Source organism: Candidatus Hydrogenedentota bacterium (genome assembly GCA_019695095.1).
Classification (GTDB): Bacteria; Hydrogenedentota; Hydrogenedentia; order Hydrogenedentales; family SLHB01; genus JAIBAQ01.
The window spans coordinates 22678-44779 of sequence record JAIBAQ010000028.1 but is presented as its reverse complement, the minus strand read 5'-3'; the positions used below and the strand labels follow the sequence as shown (position 1 = coordinate 44779).

The following is a 22102-nucleotide window of genomic DNA, read 5'->3' as shown; positions in this document are numbered from 1 at the left end:
GTCCGCCGAAACCTGGCGGAGTCTTCCGAATGGCAGGAGGCGCTTGTCCGCGAGCAACACGCCCTCGCTCTCCTCGACGTGCTTGAACCCGAGGCTCCCTCGCGCGATCTTTCCGCCGCCATCTTGGATCGTCTCCACAAGGTAGCAGTGCCCGACCAGAGACCGTCGTCATTCCAGCGGTATGCAATCCGATTGGCGGCCCTTGCGGCCACGATTCTAATCATTACGGCCGCAGTGCTTCCGATGGTGAGCCGTTCACGTGAAGCCGCCAGAAGAGCAAGCAGCACGAATAACCTGAAGCAGTTGGGCATGGTGTTCAAGATGTATGCCAACGAATCGAAAGGAGAAGTGTATCCGCCCTTGTCCCCCTATGAAGGTGTATGGATGTTTGATATCGCTTCCGTCTACCCCAAGTACCTCAGCGACCTATCCATTCTGGTCAATCCGTCGCTTCCAGATGCAGGAAAACTTGTGGATGAACTCAAGCGTCTGGCCAGTACGCAGCCGATCGATTGGGAAGCGATGACGCGAATAGCCGCACGCAGCTACACGTATACGGGTTATGCGGCCGATTCCGTCGAAGAGGTTCGCGCCATTGCCGAGGACCGGCGGCGCATGGCAAGCCTTGACATGAAGAGCGAGGTGGATGCCTCCGGCAAACCGGTGTACCGTTTACGGGAAGGGGTTGAACGCTTCTTCATTAGCGATATAAACAACCCCGCAGCTTCGGCTAATGCGCAATCGTCTATACCCGTCCTCGTAGAATCCGTCGACTATAAGTCCAGACAGAGGGAATTTACCGGGGCAAATGTTCTGTATATGGATGGACACGTTGGTTTTGTCAAGGAGAACGAGGCATTCCCTGTCTTGGAGAGTGTCCGTGAAATTCTCACTCAGACCAATTGACGCTGCGTGTCTCGATTGACCCAGTCCCGGCTGCTCGTTCCAGGATTAGTCCGATGCCCCCACGCTCCAGCAAGTCGCAAGCGCGCGGGGGCCACTAGATGATCAATGGCAGGCGCGAAATTTATCCGTATCCGGCGCCCGCTGCACAGAATCCAGAGAAGTCCTCTCCGTATGTTCCTTCCGGATCGTCGGCACATGGATACTCTTCCTTGAGCTTCAAGAACCGGACGTGTCCGTCCATGTAGAGCACATTGGAGCCACCTGGAACGTGATTGAATATCACCACGCCCGCGCTGCTATCGGCTGGCGTCGCTCCGTACATGTTCTGCGTGTTACCCCATGCATCCCACAAGATGGGCATTTCGCTTTGCGCTTTTGCGCTTGCCGCGGGATTGTTGATATCACTGATGACGAAACGTTCGATCCCCTCCCTGAGCCGGTACAACGTCGCCGGGACAGGACTCCCATCCGCTTCAGTTGCACCAGCTCCGACCAGTGAATCGATGTCCAAATCCGAATCACGGGTCAGGAAGTTCACTGTCGTTCCATATGGGCAATCCAGGCCCAGTGCACGCACATTAGCCAGCCACGAAATGTTCACAATCGCTTGATTGAACCAGCCTTGCGCGGCGGCAAGTCCCTGTGCCGGGGTTTCGGTGGCAAAGCCCATGTAAAAGTAAGAACGGGGCATTGATACATGCAACTGCATGCAGGCAGGAAGCACTGTCCCGTTAGTCAAACCCGCTGCAATTTCGGCTGCGGCAGTTTCGAATTCGGGGAGGTCAGGACTCAATACGGTGTTTCCGTTGCTGTCCGAGGGGCACCGGGCAATTTGGTAGTCTGTCAGATACTCCGGGTAGACCGATGGGCCGTCTACGCCGGCAAGTCCCGGGTACAAGTTGTACGCCAAGTTGCACATGGGGGGGAATTTCTCGCCTTTAGATTCATTGGCGTACATTTTGAAAACCAAACCCCATTGCTTGAGGTTGTTCTGGCAAGACGCCCTGCGAGCGGCTTCTCGAGCCCGCGCCAGTGCCGGAAGCAGAATGGCTGCCAAAATGCCGATGATGGCAATTACCACCAATAGCTCAATAAGCGTAAAACCTTTTCTGCTCATGATTTTTTCTCCTAATTGCACCTTGCGGCTAGTGACGGAGAACTCATGCCTTCCACCAAAGCGTGATTCGTTGCTCCGATACGCCTATCGGTCCGATTTACTGCCCTCCTTCCTTACGGGACCCGTTGAAGAATGCTGCCCCGTCAGCCTTTATGGGGCCCGTCAAGACTTGTCGTCATGGGACGGTTTGAGTTTCCCGTCTATTAGTGGCTGAACCGCCGAAACCTGACCGAGCGGTCTTTCGAGAAGTGCTTTTGGAAACACCAAAACGAGGCAAGAAGCGGCTCATCAGAAAATGGAATACAACTTTGCCTGTAGAGACTCGGGGGCACCGCGGATTCGCTTTAGCCCATAGAGTGTCACGCCCGTGCATAGACCTACTGCAACTGTAAAATAGCGCTACCTCAGCATTCTGTCAATTGCCAATCTTCTATATTCCCCAGCTTAACGACGCGAACAAAATGAACCATTCGCCTGACCGGGCGTAATGGGAAGTTGGAGCCAGTTGAAGCGCACCGTGGCATCGACGTCTGTTATGTGCTTTACCGCGCTAGCGGCAGTCAGTCCAAAATGAACAAAGAGGAGGGTTATCACATGGTTTATGCCATGCTACTTACAATTGCCTCACTTGTCGCTGCCGACAACGCAGCCCCTCCTTCGCCGCCTCCGGCTCTTCAGGTGCCTAGTCTTCCAACCAGTACCATGCAAATCCCGTGGAACGAATTCCGCGGCATGCTGGACGCGGTGGAACAGGCCAAGAGGCAGTTGGAGGAGCTGAGAAAGCCTAAGAAAGAGCCAGAAGCCCCCGTACCGTACAGCATCGCGGAGGCCGAGTATTCCGCGCAGGCTTTGGAGCGGAATGCGCTGCAAGTGGACCTCACGATGAAGCTTCAGGTTTGGGCAACAGACTCGTGGGTGCGCATTCCCGTCATTGGCGCTGCGGTCGCACCTGTCTCAGTAAGCCTCGACGGAGATCCCGTATCGCTGCTCGGCGACCGGGAAGGTTGGCTGACACTCCTGGTGAGAAGTGCGGGTGAGCATGTATTCAAGTCGACTTTCTACACCAATGTGGCGTCCAACGAGGGAGTCAGTTCATTCGAGTTCTCGTGTGCGGAGAGCGCACTCACGACGATGAGTCTGCGAATTGCGCAGAAGGACGCGATTGTCTCCGCAACCAATGCCGCAAACGTCTCCAGCACTGTTACAGACTCCGCTTTGGAAACGAAGCTTGCCTTTCCGCGGACGTCGAGTATTTCCGTGAACTGGACGCTGCCGGCGCAGCAGGCCGAGGTGCAGCCGCCTCCGGAACCGCGTGTTGCGTGCAACACGTTTACGCTCGCCACGGTCATGGAAGACGCTGTCTCCTGCAAGTCCGTGTTGAGATACACCGTCATGCGGGGTGGAGTCGACAGCTTTGCTATAGCCATTCCCGCGTCGGCGTCGATTCTCAGCGTCGAGACTCAGGCGTCCGACAAAAACAATGCCGCAACCACCGCCTGGTCGCAAACTCCAATGCCGGAAAACCTCACTCGAGTCGATATTACTGCCAATCACAGAGTTGAGGACACGTACACCCTGGAAATCACCTTCGAGGCTCCCTACAAGGGTGAGCTTGCGGTCATTCCGGAGGTGCGTGTGCTAGACGTCGTGCGCGGCACGGGATACGTCGGAGTCGCAGCACGCGGGAACATCGAAATACAGCCCAGCAACACAATCGAAGGCTACAGCCGTCTCGATGTCGGCGAATTGCCCACGGAGCTCCGAAGCATTTCCACGAATCCGCTTCTGCTCGCGTTTCGACCCGGGGAAGGCTCACGTGTTTTGGCTGTCGATGTCCGGCGCTTGGCGGACGTTGCGGTCCCCGATTCGAGCATCGAAGTCGCCATGCTCACGACGCTTGTCACCGACGACGGTATGGCTGTCACTCGCGCCGTCTATGAAGTCCGCAACAGTGTCCGGCAGTTCTTGCGAGTGTCCTTGGACAAGAGTGCTGAAGTCTGGTCTACCAGGGTATCCGATCAGGTAGTCAAGCCGGGACGCGATGCCGCATCCGGCGATATTGTGATCCCTCTGTTCAAGTCTGTGGAGGTGAACAGAAGGCTGGACTCCTTCCCGGTTGAAATTGTGTACATGCAGCGTATTGCTCCACCAAAGGGGCTGAAACATGCGGCCGAATTGACGGCTCCCGCCGTGGATATCTTGGCCGGGCAAGTCTTCTGGGAGGTTATGCTTCCTCAGACACGCTCCCTCTACAGCAGCACCGGCGATCTGAAACCAATCGTGCAGGCAATGCTGCTCGATAGTCCCGATCGGGTCTCGCGCGCGCGACCTCGTGCCGCCACGAAGAAGGAACATGTCTACCGCCTCCGCGAAGGCATTGAGCGTTTCTTCATGTCGGACATCAATAATCCTGCCGCGTCCGCAGGAGGCAACCCGGAACGGTACAAGGGTGCGCCGCTTACGCCCGAGCAAGTGGGAGCTGTCCCCGCCGCGGCGACAGTTACCGGTGTCTTGCCCGTAGCGATCGATATCCCAACGGACGGTGTCCGGTATTGTTTTGAGCGAGTCCTCGTAGCCCAGGGACAGAGACTTCAGCTTGCGCTGCAGACAACGCCTTCGTGGATTGGCCGTGCCATTTCGGTCGGACGAGATGCCGCTGTCTTCGCGGTGGGATTCGCGCTTGTTCTGATGGCAGGTCGCATAGTGCTGCGCGCGCGGCGATGGTCGGTCAGTGTGCTGGCTACGCTCCTTCTCGCGGTCGCGGGCATTGTGCTGCAGCGTTTCGCTCCGTTCGCCTTGACGTTTTGTTACATCGGCGCTTTGTTCGCCCTGTTGTGCCTACTCGTTCCCACGATCCAGAAGATACGTCCCTATTTGTTTGTTCGAAAGCAAGCCACGTCAGTCGCCGGGTAGACACGGAGAGTTAGCGTCATGCGAAAGTACACACTTGGCCGATTCCTGCTTGAGTTCGGAGGTCTGACAATCGTTCTTGTCGTGACGGTCCTACTTGCCTTGCCATATTTCGGGCGCGCGCGCGAAGCCTCACGCCGCAGTTCCTGTCAAGCCAACCTGAAACAAATGGGTATTGTCTGCAAGATGTACTCCAACGAATCAAAGGGCGAGATGTGGCCTTCCAGAAGCCCGATTCCTGACAATTGGATCCCCGATACGGGCTACTTATACCCAGAATACCTCTCCGACCTTTCCATATTGATCTGCCCGGACAGCCCATTTGTCCTCTCGAATGACTTCAGTTCCATGCGAGGTGAAAGGGGTGTGCCGGATTCCTCGTGCGTGTCGTCGCTGTTCTACACCTACACAGGTTCGGCGATGTGCAGTGATGAGGAGGCTTGGGCGCTATTTGAATCGCAGTCCAGAGACTGGACACCGGAGAACAGGGATTTGGAGCTCGACGTGCCTGTCTGGCAGGGCAGCGGACGTGTTCTATGCGGAGGACAGGCCGGGATTCCTGTCATGTGGGACCGTGTCTCCGAGTATGACGACGAGTTTTCTCATACTCCGCTCGGCATCAACGTGTTGCACATGGACGGTCACGTCGAGTTTGTGAACTACTCTGCCTACAACGACTCAAGCTGGTTTCCCGCCACGCGCGTGTGCGCGGAGACCTTTGGCAGCGTGCTGCCAAGAATGCCTAGCTACTGCTACGGAGATTGAACTGGTTCCTGCGCGCATGCAGGGATAATTCACTCAGCTCTTTGTGGTCTGGTCGGCGAATGCTGCAGCGCGTGCCTCGCGTGACGTCTTCTTAGCCGTATTCCAGTAGAAGTCACGCGGAGCGGTCCGCTTCACGGGCGGTGTCCCAAATCCAAGGATGTACGCGCGGCGCGGCTGGTCTGTCGTATTGGGCCCCGCATAATGGAACGTCCGCGAAGGGTGAATCGTAGCGCCGCCCGCCGGAATGGGGCACGCCACCGCCGTCGAGTCATCCAGTTCATCCACCTCCAATCCGTGAATGCGCGGATCGTTGTTAATGGTGTGGTGCGGGCGAACCTCCGCACGATGACTGCCAGGAATGAAATGCATGCAGCCATTCTCAACCGTTGCAGGCTGCAGGGGGATCCAAATGCTCAGTGAATTGTAGTCAAGGCTGCCGTCCCAATAGGCCTCGTCTTGATGCCACGGAGTCACTGCGCCGTGCCGGGGCGGTTTCATGATCGCGTGCTCGCCCTGATGCACGGCGTCTTCACCCAGGAGTTGCCTGGCAATTGCAAGAGCGTTACGCCGAAGCTGGGTATGCTCCAACTCAGGAGCATACTTCACCGGCATGAGAATCTGCGGGAGGGAGGCCTCTTTGCCATCGTCATCCGTGCCCGCGAGGTCGAATTGGTTACCCTCGTCGCGCCCCGCACGTTGTGAGAACAAGCGGTCATAGATTTCGCGAATCTGCGCTACTTCTTCGGGGGAGGTGATTGCCGGAATAGACAGGTAACCCTCTCGGTGGTAGAACTCGATTTGGTCTGGACTTAATGTAATTACAACTTCTGACACCGTTTATCCTCCCAGCGCTCTGTCGAGTCGCGGTGCGCGTCTTTACCCAGGATTGCCTTCAGCCGGAAATGAGTATATCACACCTAAACCAAGCAACGAAACAGCTTATTCCACGGTGGCTACGGATAGGTTTGGTCAATTATCTCGGTCTCGGCAACGCGATAAAACGTCATTACATATCGAAATTGCGCAACACTTAGCGCCAATCGTCCAGTACGAAGTTCTCTGGGTGGTAGTAGCCCGGCTCGTTTGGACGTTGCATCGCGACGCCCTGGATTTCGATTCGGAATCCGTTGCTTTTAAGATACTTGCACACTTCATTGCAGGCGGTATTGGCGCTGACCGTGACGACCGCTGCGCCTCGTTCTGAGGCATAGGCCTCGCACGCACCCAATAGAAGACCCAGATTCTCGTGTTTGTTTGAGTCGGACCGCACCGTAGCAAATTTGACAAGACACGCCCGGCTGCCGGCTTCTGTACCTGCGCCTTGATGGCACATAGCGAAACCGGCCACCCTGTCCTTTTCCAAGACCAGCAGAGTTTCGCCCAATACGTTCTTGTGGACGTGACGGATATCTCCCGAAAGGTCCAGTCCCTCGAACAGAAGGCTTGTCGCTTCACGACATGCAGCGAGATAGGTATCGCGTTCCGCTTCCGGAATATCAGAAAAGCGTACGCACTGCGGGGGGCTGACGGCTGTTCGTGCGGGGCGCGTCATGATGCGCGTCAGAAAGCGCGGCCAGAATCCAAAACGTTCGTAGAGCACCGCATGTTTTGCGCTGTGAGGAAAGGTGAATAGTCCAATGTGGCGAACGCCGCGCGCGTCGAGCGCTTCGATGGCGGGAGCCATGAGGCGCTGGCCTATACCTTTGTCCCATACCGATGGAAGGGTCGTGATCGGACCGAAGTAACCAACGCTACCCCAACGCGAGGCAAAGCAAGTACCCACCAGTTGACCGTCGAGTTCTGCCGCAAAACAAGTTTCCGGACAGTTCAGCCACCGTCCGCGTGCGTATCCTGCGTCACCCGCAAATTGCATGGGATCCGGCAAGCCCAGGAAGGTACCAAACGCCAACCGCATAATGCGGTCCGATTCTTCGATTTCACTTTCATGCAGTCCGCGGACCTTAACCGAAGGCCGGCCAGGGTTCACGCATGGGGCGTCCTGTGTCATAATCGATTCCTTCTTGCAGCCAGGGCGAGTAGCGCGCCCGCTAAGCGGCGACATGGTGCATGACAGGAGTGTGGTTTTCAATCTGCGGTGTCAGTCTCGTAGTGAGTGCGACGGAGTCGACGTTCGAAAAAGGGGATAGGGCATGAGGGATTCCAAGATTCTGCGAAAGCCAACGACGTTACTTTCGCGCAGGCAGTTCCTGTCTTCTGCTGCCACCGCAGGACTCCTTTGCACGATTGCGCCGATGGTGTCCGCCGCTCCCTCGCGAAAACCCAACGTGATTCTCATCTACACGGACGACCAAGGGTCTGTAGATCTCCCCAGTGTCGGTTCAAGCGACCTGTATATGGCGAACGTCGAAGCGCTTGCCGCGAAAGGGACTCGGTTCACGCAATTCTATGCGCCGTCTCCGGTTTGCTCGCCGTCGCGCGCGGGCGCGCTCACGGGCCGTTATCCGCTTCGCGCGGGAGTACCCAACAACGTCGGTGAAAAAGGACTGCCCGGTGCACAAGTAACCCTCGCGGAGACGCTTAAGGCCGCCGGTTATGCCACGGCACATATCGGAAAATGGCACCTTGGTGCAGACTCCGAGTCAAATCCAAATGCACAAGGCTTTGACTATTCATTTGGACACATGAGCGGATGCATTGACAGCTACTCGCACTTCTTCTATTGGAGCGGTCCCAACCGGCACGACCTATACAGAAATGGCAAAGAAATCTTCGAGAATGGCCGGTTCTTCATGGATTTAATGGTCGAAGAAGCTGGGCAGTTCATGGAGGCCCATCGCGATGAGCCTTTCTTTATCTATTTCGCGCCCAATGCGCCGCACTATCCGTACCAGGGTGAACCGGAGTGGCAAGACGTTTACGCCAAAGCGGGTGCCTCATATCCGCGCAATCTGTACGCGTCGTTCCTATCCACGCTGGACGAACGAATTGGAGCTCTCTTGGCGAAGGTAGATGCACTGGGTTTGCGGAACGACACGATCGTTATCTATCAAGCCGACAACGGCCATTCAACGGAGGAACGCGCCCACTTCGGGGGGGGCAGTGCCGGCCCCTATCGGGGCGCCAAATTCAGCCTGTTCGAAGGCGGGATCCGCGTTCCCGCCGTCATTAGCTGGCCAGGAAGAATTCCCGAAGGGTCAGTCCGCAGGCAGGTTGCTCATGGCTGCGATTGGCTGCCTACCATTGCGGAACTCTGCGGAGTCCCCTTGCTATCCAACGATATCGATGGCCGTTCTCTCGTCAAGATGATCCGAGCCGACCAAGAGCCGACGCCTCACGACGAACTCCATTGGTTCGTGGGGGAAGCCAAAAGTGGGGGTCGCTGGGCGGTCCGGAAAGGTGACTGGAAGCTGCTTTGCGATGCGCTGGATACGTCAGACGGGAAGCACGTTGTCCAGGTCGACGGACTATTCCTCGCCAACCTCGCAGACGATCCAGGTGAGCGTACCAACCTCGCCGAATCCCACCCCGAGAAGTTGCAGGAACTGCTACAAGCACACGACGCGTGGTACGCGACTGCTCGACCGACCGTCTAATCTGAGTCCGTTCGGCGCGATCGGAGAAACCGTCGCGGAATTTGCAGGTTATCCGTGTCGAAATCCATCGTGAAAGGGCGTGTTGTATATTAGCAGATATTAGGCTATCTAGTGCTAAGTTGTGTATGATATCCATGCTATCCACAATATTGTTGCGCAAAATCACGATAGTCTTTAGTATGAAGTCACATTGGTAGCTGCAAGGCGCCGCCATTGGTCTTCTGGTGGCAGCCATTTCTTCAGAAATATCGTCGACGGATTCATCGTCCGGCCGGTATTCAACGGCAATACTTGGCAGATGGTCGCTTTTACTTTGCATTTCGTTAGTGCTGTAAGCGTGGCAAATGCACAAAGTGAAGTATGTACTGCAAAGGGGTATTCGTATGTTGAAGAACGCAAAGCTCTCCGTCAAGCTCGTCGGCGCTTTTCTCATGGTCTCAGGTGTGTCAGTTCTCGTGGGGATAACCGGAACCCGAAGTGTTGAAGTTCTCGGCGGGTACCTGGACGAAGTGGGATTGACGCTATTGCCTAGCGTGACCAACGAGTTGATTATGCACGGCCGCCTGGAATCCGCAAGTGCCGTCCAAAGAAAACTGCTGGCGCGCGACATACGCGGCGATGCCCGCAAGCATGCGCATGATGAACTGGCAGAGGCCTATCAGGAACTCGATGACGCTCAGAAACGCTACATGTCTCTCCCGATGGAAGAAGGGGAGAAGGAAGTGGCTGAAGAATTGCATGCAGCCCTGGAAAAATGGAAGGCGGACTGCCTGGAGTTCGAAAAAGAACTCGCTGATTTCGAAGCGCGCGACATCATTGATACCGGTGGGCTTAAGGCAGAGATTCAGACAATTCGAGCTGACCACTACGCCATGTTTTGCCAATTAGCTTTGTTGTCGCACGGGCAGACGCCTCCGTCTAACGCGGGGCCAATATCGTGTTCTTTTGACGCCTTGGCCAAGAACCCCGGCACTTCAAACAGGATAGTGTTGGACGGTCTAAGCAACATTACGCCTCAGCACGCAAAGTTCCATGCGACTCTTGATTCCATCAAGGCGTTGCTGGAGGCGGGCAATCAAGCGCAGGCGCAGGCTGCCCTCTCTGCCGAACTTGCACCAACACTTACGGCCATGTTTGGTCCGGATGGTTTCGGCGCGATAGCCGATGAAGTTGCTGCGGCTAGCGAAATCTCGAACAAGCTTCGTGCTCAGGTTTCAGGTCCGTTGGATCAGGACCATGACAAAGCCCGCGAGCTGCTGCGGAAGATTGTGGAGTTGGACAATGGAGCTGCCATGCAAGTCGCGCAGGAAGCGGATGCGGAGGCGATATGGACTAAATATCTCATGTTCATAGTCACCGTATTGGGAGCCGCTCTTTCACTCACTATCGGACTTGTACTCACGGGGTCCATCACAAAACCGATTAATCGCATCATCACGGCCCTTATGTCCGGAAGCCAGCAACTTGCGTCGGCAGCATCGCAAGTCGCGCAATCCAGCCAACAGATCGCAGAAGGGGCTGGCCGCCAAGCGTCGGGTCTTGAAGAGACATCGGCATCACTTCAAGAAATGTCGAGCATGACTAGGCAAAGTGCCGACAACACGAACCAAGTCAGAGAAATGTACCGGGAAACGCAGGAGAATGCCGAACGGGGACGCGACGCGACGCAACGTATGACGGAGGCCATCAGGAGGATTCGGACTTCCTCGGACGAGACGGCAAAGATCCTGAGAGTCATCGACGAAATCGCTTTCCAGACAAACCTTCTGGCGCTCAATGCCGCAGTTGAAGCCGCTCGTGCCGGCGAGGCGGGGAAAGGCTTCGCGGTCGTGGCCGAAGAGGTGCGGAACCTTGCTCAGCGCAGTGCAGAAGCGGCTCGCTCCACCGCAGCCCTTATCGATGAGTCTATCAAGAATGCGGAAAGTGGGGTAAGCGTCTCGGGTGAAGTGAAGGAGATACTGGAACGTCTATTGGAGCAATCCCAGAAGGTTCATCAATTGATCAACGAGATTTCCGACGCCAGCCGTGAGCAGGCGCAAGGCATGGAGCATATTAACATCGCGATTTCCGATATCGACAAAGTCACCCAATCGAATGCGTCGAGTTCAGAAGAGGCTGCAAGTGCATCTGAAGAGCTTTCCGCGCAGGCCGATTCACTCAATGACGTGGTCACCGATCTTGCCGTGCTTGTCGGCGGTTCCAAAGTGAGAGAAAACGGCAGCAATGAGCGGAAACACGGTGGCGGCACGATGTGGCAAGTCAAAGGAAGGGAAACCGCGAAGCCATCGGCGAAAAGTGCTGCAAAGCCACAGGAACGCCGCGTAGCACACGCGCGCATCGAACACAAACTCCCAGATAAAGCAGGTGTTCGGCATCCCCACGACGTTATACCATTGGATGACGATAGCGAATCGTTCTAGTTGCCCTGCTGGCTTCTGTTACTCTAGTCCATTATCGGGAGTGGAGGAGTCCGGGGCCGCGAATTCCCCTCTCTCCATATAACAGGAGCAAAACCACAATGATGTATATGGCACGACTATTCGCGATTGCCCTGCTGATATCGTGTGCTTGGGGGCAAGAACAGAAATGGACTAATCCTCTGGTGTACAAGGGCAAACTCAACTCGCCGCTCGTTGAAGTGACGCCCTTTGTATTCAATGAACGTCTCTATCTCCTTGAGAATTGGCAAAAGCAGTGGGAATTCCCCGGTAGCACGGACGGCAGCCACACACAGCATGACGAAGTGCGCATCCGTGACGTCGACGCGGACTCGATAGTCTCTGTTCCTCTAGTCGGCCACGGGTTGGGGATGGCCTTCGTACACAACGGTGAAGTGTTCGTGTTTGCCGGAAACTGGGGGAAGGGCGAAAAGTGGAATATCACGGCAATCGAGATGGTCTCCAGCAAGGATCTCGTCAACTGGACGAAGCCTGTCGTTGTCTTGCGCGCCGCGCCCGATGAGAAATTCTTCAATGTCTCTGTATGCCGCGGCGACGAAGGTTTTGTGCTTCTGGTCGAATCCAACGATCCCCGGTGGCCTGCATTCACGTTCAAGTACTTCCGCTCAGACGACCTAATAAACTGGCAGCCGGTTCCCGATGGACTTTACGGAACGGACAAATACGTTGGAGGTCCCGCGCTCTACTACGAAGGCAGCTATTACTACACGCTCTATTTGCAGTCATTGGGTGAAGGCAAGTACGAGACACGTGTCACGCGTTCAAAGGACCTGGTGCATTGGGAAGACGCGCCTGAGTCTCGCCCGTTCGTTACGTTCAATCCCAAGAATACGGTGCACCCATTGCGGCCTCCTGAAATCCGTGAGTGTAACGCGTCCGACGCGGAACTCTGCGCGTGGAAAGGCAGGACCATTGTCTACTACACCGGCGGCGATCAGCACCTCGCGGGCGATTTGCAGTGGGCGGAATTCGATGGCACTCCGCGCGAACTGCTGGAACGATTCTTCGACAAGAACTGAGCTTTGGACTAGAAGATTTTCGGCATCACGGACTCGCCGCGTGCCTGCTTCTCCGTTTCTAGATAGTCTCCGTAAAAGACACTATTGCAGTCGAGCCAGAGCGTAAGTCGCGCAAGGTCATCTTTCGTGAACTTGGCCTCTTTGTGGGCGTCATCTTTGAGTATCTCCAGCAGCTTCGAAGCCCGCGCGCCCACCTTGCCAGGGATTGAATAGGAGGTCTCGTTCTTGGCCAGCGCACCATTCCCTCCGTGCTTCGCCCATCCGAATGGTGCGATCTCGTGATATGCGGTAGACCACCCGAACTCACCAAAGGTCTTGCCATCGAGTTTAGGCGCTTTCTCGTATTTTGCGTGGCACTCCGTGCACTGCCTATCCAAAACGGGCTGCACCAGACGCGAGAAGAGCAGGGGATAGGCGCCATCGGGCGGTGGAATCAGGCTGGCAGGCGCTTTTTGCATGGCAAGCGGCGTCGGGTTCCGTGGTGCCTGCTTCTTCGGCTCGTGACAACCAACACAGGAGAGTGTCTCTCCGGGGTGAACATAGGTATCGGACCGCATGGTCTGGACGGCGCGCCCCTCCTCATCCAAAGCCTGAAAGTAGAACGGAACACCGGCAGGTACTTCGCAAAACACGGAACCGTCCGCCTCCACGGGAACTGTTCCCAAAACACCGCGTGCGAGCGATTGCTCGCCGAATCCGATCTTCGGTTCGTTTGCGGCAGGTGTTGTCTTCGGGAAGAGCTGTATGATGCGCAACGCGGAGATCTTCGTCCCTTCTGGCCAGGGGAGTTCGCTCTCGTAGATGTTCATGATCGCGACGCGACCGGTGGACTCGAGATCGGCAAAATGTCCGCTTCCAACCGGGTCTTCACGATCTTCGATTGCCTGCCGCGTTCGTGTGGGGATCACGGGCGGCAGAGGCCGCGGTCGCAGTGGGATGGGATCGAGACACGCCATCGCAGGATCTCGATAAAGCAATTCGCGATTCCCAAACGCATCCAGAAGATAGAGGCCATAGTTCTTCTGGCCAAGGTCATAAACGCACAGGTAGTACTTCTCGCTCAACGGCCACGCGGTTCCATACACCTCAGCATTCGCCGTGTTTTTGCCGCCGTGGAGCTTGCCCGGCACGCCGGGAGCCGTCTCCGCTTCCGGCAGCGCCACCTCGGGTGTAATACGCCGAATCTGGGACATCGATCGGTCGTCAGGTCCTCGCATGTCGATCAGCACCAACGATCCGTAGTTCTGACCGTGGTGCGGAGTCGACGTAGCTACATAGGTGTGCGCGTTGGGCACAGCCCGGATCGAAAGTTCCATCCATGGACGTGATTCGCGCACGGCCGGATAATTGCCGTGAAACGAGCGCGGGTCACGGCCATCTGGAAACGTCAGCCACAGGTGGTGCGCAATGTCGCTGTCGCGGTCCACATAGTCCCAACGCGAGTACACGATCATGCCGTCGTTGTTTACGCTGGGATGCCACTCGTGGGTTTCATGATAACTGAGCGGAATGATGTCGGAGCCGTCGGCGCGCATGGAATGAAGGGTATAGGTCGGGTCTGGGCGCACGCCACAGCGGAGAAACCCGCCTCGGCGTTCCGAGATGAAGCAGATGCGGCCGTTTGGAAGGAAACAGGGATCGAAATCATTCCAAGCCCCGTCGGTTAATTGAGTCAGTCCCGTACCGTCGAGGTTCGCGGCGAAAATGTGATATGTGCTTTCGGGTGTCCACAGGTCCTTGTGTGGTGTCAGATCCGTGGGTTCAACGGGAACGGCCGCTTGGGTCCACGCGAATAGAACACGTCTTGCATCGTAGCTGAGTTCAAGCGAGATGAACGACCCCTTGTCCAGCGATTGGCCCTTGAGGCGGCCGCTCTCTACAACAGAATCCGCAAGCACATTGCGCACACTCGGTGACTCCGCGAAGGCGTTCTGCAACACAAAGACTCCGCCTCCCGGAACGGCGCGGAATCCAAAGTACTGGTCGACCATGTGCTGGTACGTCGCACGATCATGCTTTAGAAACAGTACATCAGAGAAATCGAGCAAGGGATTGGAAAAAGCGATACCGCGTCGTAGCGCGCATGCTTCATCGAACAGGACTCGACGCGCGGGGTCGCCCGGCAAGACCGATTGGCTTTTCTTTCGCAAGGCCGAGAGCGTATCGCTTTCGTTCGCAAGGTCCGGGTGCTTGGGCATAACCAGAAGATCGTCCAGGAGCGCTTGCGTGCGCCGGAGTACAATATCGAGTGGATCGCGGTCGGTGTCCAAAATGAGCGCGGACGGCTCAAGGGCTTCGCGGGCCAATCTCGCGGAATCGGTAAGGCCGTTGGTGTGGCGCGCGATGTCTGCCTGCAAGTCATCGAACTCGCTTCCCAATGCACATGTAGACAACGCGAAGCCGATTGCTACAAGCGAGGCAATCCTTGGCAGCGACATAACGCACCTCCAACCCATTGGAGCCGGATGGAGAACAGTTCCCCCTGTTCGCCTGAAGAGAGTATACAGGATATGATGTTCCTGGTCAGGTGGCGAATTTCAGAGCCGCACGCGGACGCGAGAGAACCTGGAGGCAATCATGAATCGGCGCGATTTCATTAAGGTAGCAGTTGCGGGATCAGCGTCCCTTTCGTTGGCGGCCAAAGCGACGGCTGCGTCTGGCCGTATCCCCTGCGGGATTCTGGGCATAGACCACGCTCACGGCCTGGATGTCTTCAGTGTTTTGAGTAAGTCACCTGACTTTGAGCTCGTAGGTATTTGTGAGCCGGACGAATCCGTTCGGCAGGTCTTCGCGGCGAACCCGCGATTGAAAGACACTCGCTGGCTGACACACGATGAGTTATTGAAGAACCCCGATGTGCGCATGATTGCTGTAGAGAGCGCTGTCCCGCGTCTGCTTCCTCTGGCGCGGTCCGCAGTTGATGCCGGAAAGCACATCCACTTGGACAAGCCTGCCGGAGCGTCGCTGGAGGAGTTCCAGCAGCTTCTTGACGCAGCGGCCAAGCGAGAGTTGCTTCTCCAGATGGGGTACATGTTTCGCTACAATCCCGGTTTTGACTTCATTCGGCGCGCGCTGAAGGAAGGGTGGCTCGGTGACGTCTACTCGATTCACGGCAGCATGTGCACCGACCTGACGCCGGAGAAACGGGAGCGCGTTGCCGTGTACCCGGGAGGTATCATGCTGGAGTTGGGTTGCCATCTTCTCGATATGGTGCACCTTCTGTTAGGCCCGCCGTCAAAAGTCACGCCGTTTGTTCGCCATGCCAGCGCTCTCAACGATGGGCTTACAGACAGTGCCGTGGCCGTTCTCGAGTATCCCAAGGCAATTGTCAGTATCGAGACTTCTGCGCTGGAGCCGAATGCATTCTCGGCGAGACGTTTCAAAGTGGCCGGTACGAACGGTTCTATCATTCTGTCGCCGCTAGAGCCACCGGCTGTGCGCTTGGCATTACGCCGGGATGTTTCGGAGTACAAGCGCGGCGAGCACACGATTCCATTTCCCGACTTGGAGCGCCATGTCCTTGATTTCGCGGATCTGGCGGCGGGCATTCGTGGAGAAAGGAAGTTCACCTACTCGAAAGAGCATGACCTCGCCGTGCAGAAAACGATCCTGCAGGCTTCAGGCATGCAGGCTTAGCGCGTTTTCAGAATCTTCGGGTCGAAGACATTGCGACCATCGGATTCCCACGGCGCTTTCGTAATCGTGTCCGTGGAATCCAAGGACTTCTCCGATAACCGCCAAGAGACCATGCCCACGTCACGCGGAGCAGCCACGCCCTTGTCCTTTTCCCCACTTCGGTACCCCGTTCCGAAAACGGTGAGAAGCGAACCATCCGGCATCAGCAGTGTCGATGTCGCCTGGCTGCTTGCCCACCAACTGTTCTGTCCCGTCTGATTCCCTTTCCACCAATGCAACACGTATCGGTGGTCGAGATCCCAGGACTGCCCGTTGTCCTTGCTGACAATCGCTTCCACCGCGAACCGCGGCAGGCCGTCCGCCGCGTCGGTATAACCCTTGCGCACAACGTAGGTCATCACCAGTGTTCCGTCAGCCAGGAGAACCAATGAGGGGTGGTGCCTGCCCCACGCGAAGAGCCGGTTCAATGCAGACCACGTCTTTCCATCGTCCTTGGAGATAGAAACGGCGAGCCCCTCGTAGTGATCCAGGACTTCGTTCATCGACACAGGCTTGTCGGTACGGCACGCGGCCACCAAGTCGCGATTCGCGGCCCGGATGATCGTGATTTCGCTGGCCCCATCCCATTCGGGAACCTTCACCGTGTCCACCCAGGTGCGCCCTTCGTCCAGGCTGGTATGGATATGGCCTTTCGAATAGCCCGGACCGCCATTGGATTCCCAGCGAGCGGTATCCATGCTGTAGCCTGTTTCAAGCAACCGCTTGACAGCCTTGGTCTCAGGATCCCGGTCGACGAAAATCGGATCCCATACATTCCAGGCCGAACCATCTGGCATGGTCGGCATTGCGCCGAGGTCTTCCCATGTCTTTCCGAAGTCTTTAGAGAGCCAGCGCCGTCCGGCGGCGAGCAAGACCTTGCCGTCGCCGATATAGGTTAGGCCGACTCCCATTCCGGTGTCGGGCTTGCCATCGGCCCCGAGATGAACGAACTCGGGATTCGACCAAGTCGCTCCGTGGTCGTCGCTATACAGCACCATCGCCTGATGCGGATAATCGCAGCTTATCAACATCAGCACCCGGTCCTTTTCCGGTATATATGCGATATAGGGCACCGCCACAACGCGGTTCCAGCTTTCGGTTACAATCTGGAATTGCGCCGGAACGGAAATGACCTCCGCGCCGTTTAGCAGTTGGACTTCATGAGGTTGCCATTGGGCCGCGCCGGATAACGATAGCGCCAGCGCGACCAGCAAGACTTTCAATAGTTTCATTTTGTTATGCCTCGGAAATGTTGTCCCACGTAATACCGATTCGTTTGGCGGCATATCCTACGGCATCCAGGTGATCCCCGTAAGCCATCATCCAATGCGAGTCACGCACTTCGCTCAGCAACTTCTTCCAATTACCCTGAATGCGCACATCTTGCTGCGAACGGCAGATCTCATAGAACGGGTTCGCCTCAACGGTACCCTTTATTCCTACCCAACGGCCCGTCGTGAACTCGGGGTCGATAAACGTGACCTCTTGTCCGACGGGTATGTCGACTTTGGGCGCCACGCCGTACTCGGACTCGTAATGAGTCACCAATCGCGTCGGGTCGTAGTGCTCGCCGTCCATGCGGCGCGGACCCGTGCAGTGCGCGCATGTGACGACCGCCTTGTGGGGGAAGGTCGAGTTGTGCATGAACACCGGCTTGCCTGAGACATACCGAAGCAGAATGCCTGCCGGGATCACAACAAAATCCGATTCGCAGAAGGCCACGTATCCCTCGTCGTTAAGGAGCGCCAGGGTCAGGCACGCGGTGGTCTTGGACATCGGCATAATCGTGCTCATGCACTCTTTGATGGTGAAGAGTTGAGTGTCATTCTCCTGCATGATCTGTTTGAAGATGCCGTAGAGAATAAAGCCATTGACCAGGAACTCCCGGTCCGTGTCCAAGGTTGTTCCCGGTATGGCCAAGTACTGATCGGTCCACTTTCGCGCGCATTGCATGGCCTTTTCGTCAGCAAACGCCGCGGAAAGGCGCTTACTCAAATCATCGTATGAGACATCAATCAGATCCATCTTATAACGTTCACGCGCCACTGCCGGCGCATCGCCTGCGTACTTGCCCGCGGGACCACCCAGGGCCACTACGCGCGCCCCCGTGAAATTGTGCGCAGCGAACAAGGATCTCAAACGCCACAGCAATTCGTCCTGGTCGTCCACAACGACGTCATCAATAGAGGCGCGCTTTGTCGTGTCCGTGGGATTCTTCTCGGTGCGGAGGTATTCCACGCTCAGGGCTTCGTACCAGTAGTACACCGGCCCGGACTTGTGCCGCACGAACACAATGGCGCCTGCATCCGGAATACAGGCATTGAGCAGCTTCCCGGAACCCGTCGCCGGATACACGATTGTCGCGTCTGCGCCGACTGCGTGCGCCGCTGCCGCCTGCTCCGGTGTGGTGACACAAGCAACCGGCAGAATCTCCATCGGGAACCCCGCGCGCGCGGTCAGGTCTTTTAGCTCCTGCGTGATACGCGCGGCTTCTTCCTTGGCCGAAGCGTCATCCTGGATGTTGCTCCACGACTTCCACGACGTCATCTCCTTACGCTGCGCGACGCGGTACATGAGGATCGGCTGCACCCGCAGTGGCTTTCCGATGGTCATGAGCGGCCGCGCAGGGTCCCACTGGTCTTCGGTCCACCCCGAGGGCGTTGCGGCCGTTGCGGTCATCGGCATAAGAAGTGCCGCCCCGGCCGCCAGTGCGGAAGTTGTTCCCAGGAATTCGCGACGCGTGATGCAACGACAACACATGGCTGTATCCCCCTACTGTGGTGCGAGCGGTCGATTCAAGACTCCCCTACCTCTATGATCGTCGATGGGATACAATTCGTCAAGATCCTAATATTTCGGCAAAGCCTAATACCTGACGATTACGCTCTGGCGTGCAACTTTGGTATGAAGCGCAGGGGAACGCGGAGCGTTCACAACAAAGGATGTCGTGCATGGCACAAGACAAGACCAAGGCTACTGGGGCGCCCCAATTACGCAGTTACATTGCACCCGGCGCCCCGGCGACGCGCCGGAAAGCGCTGGGTAACGAGTCCTTCCTGCGGCCCGAGATTGGCTTCACGCCCAAGTGGTATCGCGATGCGCTTGGCATTTCCTTTGGCGAGTGTTGGCACACCGACCCGGCATACCGCCGCGAATCGGTTCGCGCCATGAGGGCGGAACTCCGGAAACGGTTCCCCGAAGCAAACATCGGGGGATGCGAGGAGGATGGCCCTCTCGATCTGTTGACCGGTACCTATGGCGCTTGTACGGTCGCGGCCATCTATGGTGCGTCGATCCGTTACGAGGACGATCAATGGCCCGTCGCAGAGCACCTGCTGTTGAATGACGATGCAATAGACACCTTGGAACCTCCGGATCTCGATTCGAGTCCCGTCTTTCAGGGGCTAATGGATCAAGTCGACTGGATCGCAAGGGAAGAGGGGACCGTCACAGGCTTCATGAATTGGCAAGGCATCCTCAACAACGCACACCGGTTGCGCGGAGAACCGCTGTTTCTGGATCTACTGATCGATCCGGCCCGATGCCGCCGTCTCTTCGAATGCGTCTGCGCAACAATGATCGACGCCGCCAAACGCCTGCATGCTCGCCAGCGTGCAACCGGATTCAATGTAGAATTCTTCACCGTAAGCAACTGTCTGGTGAATCTGGTCTCTTCGGACCACTATCGCGAGCTACTGCTTCCATTCGATATTCGCATTGCGGAAGCCTTTGGCAGTATAGGTATTCACAACTGCGCGTGGAGTGTCGATCCGTACATAGACGCCTATGCCGAAGTGCCGAATGTCGGCTATGTGGACATGGGTGTGGATTCGGATCTGCCCAAGGTCCGCGCGCTATTTCCGCACGCGCGTCGCGCGGTAATGTACCGCCCGACCGACCTTGCCGTGCGCTCGTATGACGAACTCTACGAGGAAATGAGCCGAATTGGCCACGAACTGGGTCCCTGCGATATCGTTGCCGCCGACATCGAAAGTGGCACTCCTGACGACAAGGTGACGGGCCTCATTGACGTCTGCCGCCGAGTCAGCAGTGAGCGCGCGTTGCGATAGCGCCGCGCACCAATATCAATCTACAACTTTGCCTCAAACTTGCGTGAGGTCGCGTATACGTGCACGCCTTGCGCCGCTACGCCATCGCGGAATCCGCCATCGTTGACGGTATGTTCTTCGTTCGAATACAGACGAAAGAGCGTTTTGCCCTCCAGTTCTTCGGGCAGTCCCTCTATCTGGAAGGCCACGCCCACGCGCTGTTCGTTCATGGCGATCAGCACCCAATCATTGTCGACTTGCCGGAAGAGCAATTTCGGGTCGCCGCCGTTGAACGCAGTATAGTTCGTCTCGGCAAGTACCACGGGCGACATCGGCGGCACGGTGCCCACAATGGCAGGCTCCAGGGCGCGCAGTTCTTTGCAGACTTTCATGATGTCACCCCAAAGCGCGCCATCTTTCTTGATGTAGGATGTTCCCCAATAGATGAGCGCATTTGCTCCGTGCAACAAGGAGTTGTATGCCATAAACCGCGTTTCCGCATACGTGGGCTGGCGGCCATTGACGGGGTCGGTGGGATTGAACCGGTCCTGCAGGTCCACCCAACCAAATCCCTGTAGCACCATCCAGCAGGCTTTGCCCGGCGCTCCGGCGCGCATGTGCTCAGTAAAATCTCCAACAACGGTAAGATCGATGTTCGGGAGAGTCGACCCGTGCAACACACCTTTGTTAAAGGGCGCTGGGTAGATATCGCAACCCGCCGCGTGGACACCGCGATTGAAGTGGCGCAGGTCCGCAATGGAGTTGCCGGGGGCATGGTTCTGCCAAAAAACGTGGTTCTTGTCCAGCGACCAGACACACTCCCAACCCCGCGTTAGCTCGTCGCCCAATCGATTGGCCGCTTGAATTCGGTTGGTCACTTGGAGGTCTGGATTCGGATTCTCCGAACCAAGTTCCTTCCACAAGGCGTTTATCGCTTCTTCGCTCTCTTTCCACATACTTCGCTGGGCATAATCCGCACCCTTCAGGAGTAGTCCATTCCACCGCGCCACATCTTCTTGGGAATGGGTCGGGGCCGCTTTCTGAATGAGTTCCATGAGTCGCTTGGGTTGCTCTCCCAACTGCCAATCGTAACTCTTGAACCATTCCAGCCAGAGCGCTTCGTCGGGGCCTTCCCAACACAGAAGGGCCGGATGATCCTTGAACCTCTTGACTGTCGCTTCCAGGGCAGCCTTCGCTTCTTGGTTCCCTTCGGGCAACGCCACCTGGGGACCCAGCGGAACCCATCCCCACATGCCCAATTTCTGTAAGCGATCGAGAGACGTCGCATCACCGCCCACACTTACGAGATTGATGCCGCTGTCGGCCATTTGTTTGAGCAGCGCGTCGTCGGCCGGGAGTTCGTAGACGCCAAGAATCAAGTGCGGCCTGCCGTCACGAATCACAAACCCGTCCGGCGTAAACGCCACATCGGCAAGGGCTATTGTCGAGAGCATCAATCCAAGACAAACCGTGGGAATCAAACGTACCATCGCGTGAAATTTGAACTGCCCCATCATGATTCTGCCCCCTAGCCTCTTGGTGGTGTCATCGTAGTATCGGTGTTCGCTGACAGACTTCTCGCCCAGTGGAGGCAGCCTACTTAGCCCGGTCAGGAATCTTCAAGTGCCAATGTCCGGTACTTTTCGGT

15 protein-coding genes are annotated in these 22102 nt (G+C 56.7%); 8 read left to right on the top strand and 7 right to left on the bottom strand.

Features of this window, described 5'->3' with window-relative positions; translation table 11 throughout:
* On the top strand, positions 1-906 hold a 906-nt coding region (locus K1Y02_07160), incomplete at its 5' end, for a DUF1559 domain-containing protein (protein MBX7256125.1).
* Positions 907-1027: 121 nt separating this feature from the next.
* Here the strand turns inward: K1Y02_07160 and K1Y02_07155 are convergent.
* The gene (locus tag K1Y02_07155; GenBank protein MBX7256124.1) at positions 1028-1825 is read right to left on the bottom strand and encodes a hypothetical protein; all 798 of its coding nucleotides are present in this window, start codon (positions 1823-1825) and stop codon (positions 1028-1030) included.
* 792 nt (positions 1826-2617) lie between these two features.
* On the opposite strand from K1Y02_07155, the gene K1Y02_07150 reads away from it, so the two are divergent.
* Positions 2618-4936 (top strand): hypothetical protein, encoded by a 2319-nt coding sequence (locus tag K1Y02_07150; protein MBX7256123.1) that lies wholly within the window; start codon positions 2618-2620, stop codon positions 4934-4936.
* A gap of 18 nt (positions 4937-4954) precedes the next feature.
* Positions 4955-5698 carry a DUF1559 domain-containing protein gene (locus K1Y02_07145; GenBank protein ID MBX7256122.1) on the top strand — a complete coding sequence of 248 codons (744 nt, stop codon included), beginning with the start codon at positions 4955-4957 and terminating at the stop codon, positions 5696-5698.
* 33 nt (positions 5699-5731) lie between these two features.
* Here the strand turns inward: K1Y02_07145 and K1Y02_07140 are convergent, their stop codons facing one another.
* Both K1Y02_07140 and K1Y02_07135 read right to left on the bottom strand, forming a co-directional pair.
* Complete coding sequence (locus K1Y02_07140; protein MBX7256121.1) at positions 5732-6532, bottom strand: phytanoyl-CoA dioxygenase family protein; 801 nt, start codon at positions 6530-6532, stop codon at positions 5732-5734.
* 196 nt (positions 6533-6728) lie between these two features.
* Positions 6729-7706 (bottom strand): GNAT family N-acetyltransferase, encoded by a 978-nt coding sequence (locus K1Y02_07135; GenBank protein ID MBX7256120.1) that lies wholly within the window; start codon positions 7704-7706, stop codon positions 6729-6731.
* 142 nt (positions 7707-7848) lie between these two features.
* Between K1Y02_07135 and K1Y02_07130 the strand changes: the two genes are divergently transcribed.
* The 3 genes from K1Y02_07130 (at position 7849) to K1Y02_07120 (ending at position 12730) form a co-directional block, all read left to right on the top strand.
* Complete coding sequence (locus tag K1Y02_07130; protein ID MBX7256119.1) at positions 7849-9252, top strand: sulfatase-like hydrolase/transferase; 1404 nt, start codon at positions 7849-7851, stop codon at positions 9250-9252.
* Positions 9253-9635: 383 nt separating this feature from the next.
* Positions 9636-11672 (top strand): methyl-accepting chemotaxis protein, encoded by a 2037-nt coding sequence (locus tag K1Y02_07125; protein ID MBX7256118.1) that lies wholly within the window; start codon positions 9636-9638, stop codon positions 11670-11672.
* A gap of 98 nt (positions 11673-11770) precedes the next feature.
* Entirely contained in the window at positions 11771-12730 is a 960-nt protein-coding gene (locus K1Y02_07120) for a hypothetical protein (GenBank protein MBX7256117.1), read from the top strand.
* Positions 12731-12738: 8 nt separating this feature from the next.
* On the opposite strand, the gene K1Y02_07115 is transcribed toward K1Y02_07120, so the two are convergent.
* Positions 12739-15168 carry a hypothetical protein gene (locus K1Y02_07115; GenBank protein MBX7256116.1) on the bottom strand — a complete coding sequence of 810 codons (2430 nt, stop codon included), beginning with the start codon at positions 15166-15168 and terminating at the stop codon, positions 12739-12741.
* 139 nt (positions 15169-15307) lie between these two features.
* Between K1Y02_07115 and K1Y02_07110 the strand changes: the two genes are divergently transcribed.
* Complete coding sequence (locus K1Y02_07110) at positions 15308-16366, top strand: Gfo/Idh/MocA family oxidoreductase (GenBank protein ID MBX7256115.1); 1059 nt, start codon at positions 15308-15310, stop codon at positions 16364-16366.
* On the opposite strand, the gene K1Y02_07105 is transcribed toward K1Y02_07110, so the two are convergent.
* Both K1Y02_07105 and K1Y02_07100 read right to left on the bottom strand, forming a co-directional pair.
* The gene (locus tag K1Y02_07105; protein MBX7256114.1) at positions 16363-17637 is read right to left on the bottom strand and encodes a glycoside hydrolase; all 1275 of its coding nucleotides are present in this window, start codon (positions 17635-17637) and stop codon (positions 16363-16365) included. The two genes, K1Y02_07110 and K1Y02_07105, sit on opposite strands and share 4 nt — an antisense overlap.
* A gap of 4 nt (positions 17638-17641) precedes the next feature.
* Positions 17642-19165 carry a sugar isomerase gene (locus K1Y02_07100; protein ID MBX7256113.1) on the bottom strand — a complete coding sequence of 508 codons (1524 nt, stop codon included), beginning with the start codon at positions 19163-19165 and terminating at the stop codon, positions 17642-17644.
* A 191-nt stretch (positions 19166-19356) separates the two neighbouring features.
* Here K1Y02_07100 and K1Y02_07095 point away from each other — a divergent pair, with 191 nt between their 5' ends.
* Positions 19357-20475, top strand: coding sequence for a hypothetical protein (locus K1Y02_07095; protein ID MBX7256112.1), 1119 nt, complete (start codon positions 19357-19359; stop codon positions 20473-20475).
* 20 nt (positions 20476-20495) lie between these two features.
* On the opposite strand, the gene K1Y02_07090 is transcribed toward K1Y02_07095, so the two are convergent.
* Entirely contained in the window at positions 20496-21971 is a 1476-nt protein-coding gene (locus K1Y02_07090) for a hypothetical protein (protein MBX7256111.1), read from the bottom strand.
* Between the last annotated feature and the right edge of the window lie 131 nt (positions 21972-22102).

Bases quoted from the DNA above. Each gene is read 5' to 3' on its own strand.
- K1Y02_07155 (MBX7256124.1), bottom strand. From the start codon at position 1,825: ATGTGCAACTTGGCGTACAACTTGTACCCGGGACTTGCCGGCGTAGAC.
- K1Y02_07150 (MBX7256123.1), top strand. From the start codon at position 2,618: ATGGTTTATGCCATGCTACTTACAATTGCCTCACTTGTCGCTGCCGAC.
- K1Y02_07145 (MBX7256122.1), top strand. From the start codon at position 4,955: ATGCGAAAGTACACACTTGGCCGATTCCTGCTTGAGTTCGGAGGTCTG.
- K1Y02_07135 (MBX7256120.1), bottom strand. From the start codon at position 7,706: ATGACACAGGACGCCCCATGCGTGAACCCTGGCCGGCCTTCGGTTAAG.
- K1Y02_07130 (MBX7256119.1), top strand. From the start codon at position 7,849: ATGAGGGATTCCAAGATTCTGCGAAAGCCAACGACGTTACTTTCGCGC.
- K1Y02_07125 (MBX7256118.1), top strand. From the start codon at position 9,636: ATGTTGAAGAACGCAAAGCTCTCCGTCAAGCTCGTCGGCGCTTTTCTC.
- K1Y02_07120 (MBX7256117.1), top strand. From the start codon at position 11,771: ATGATGTATATGGCACGACTATTCGCGATTGCCCTGCTGATATCGTGT.
- K1Y02_07115 (MBX7256116.1), bottom strand. From the start codon at position 15,168: ATGTCGCTGCCAAGGATTGCCTCGCTTGTAGCAATCGGCTTCGCGTTG.
- K1Y02_07110 (MBX7256115.1), top strand. From the start codon at position 15,308: ATGAATCGGCGCGATTTCATTAAGGTAGCAGTTGCGGGATCAGCGTCC.
- K1Y02_07105 (MBX7256114.1), bottom strand. From the start codon at position 17,637: ATGAAACTATTGAAAGTCTTGCTGGTCGCGCTGGCGCTATCGTTATCC.
- K1Y02_07100 (MBX7256113.1), bottom strand. From the start codon at position 19,165: ATGTGTTGTCGTTGCATCACGCGTCGCGAATTCCTGGGAACAACTTCC.
- K1Y02_07095 (MBX7256112.1), top strand. From the start codon at position 19,357: ATGGCACAAGACAAGACCAAGGCTACTGGGGCGCCCCAATTACGCAGT.
- K1Y02_07090 (MBX7256111.1), bottom strand. From the start codon at position 21,971: ATGATGGGGCAGTTCAAATTTCACGCGATGGTACGTTTGATTCCCACG.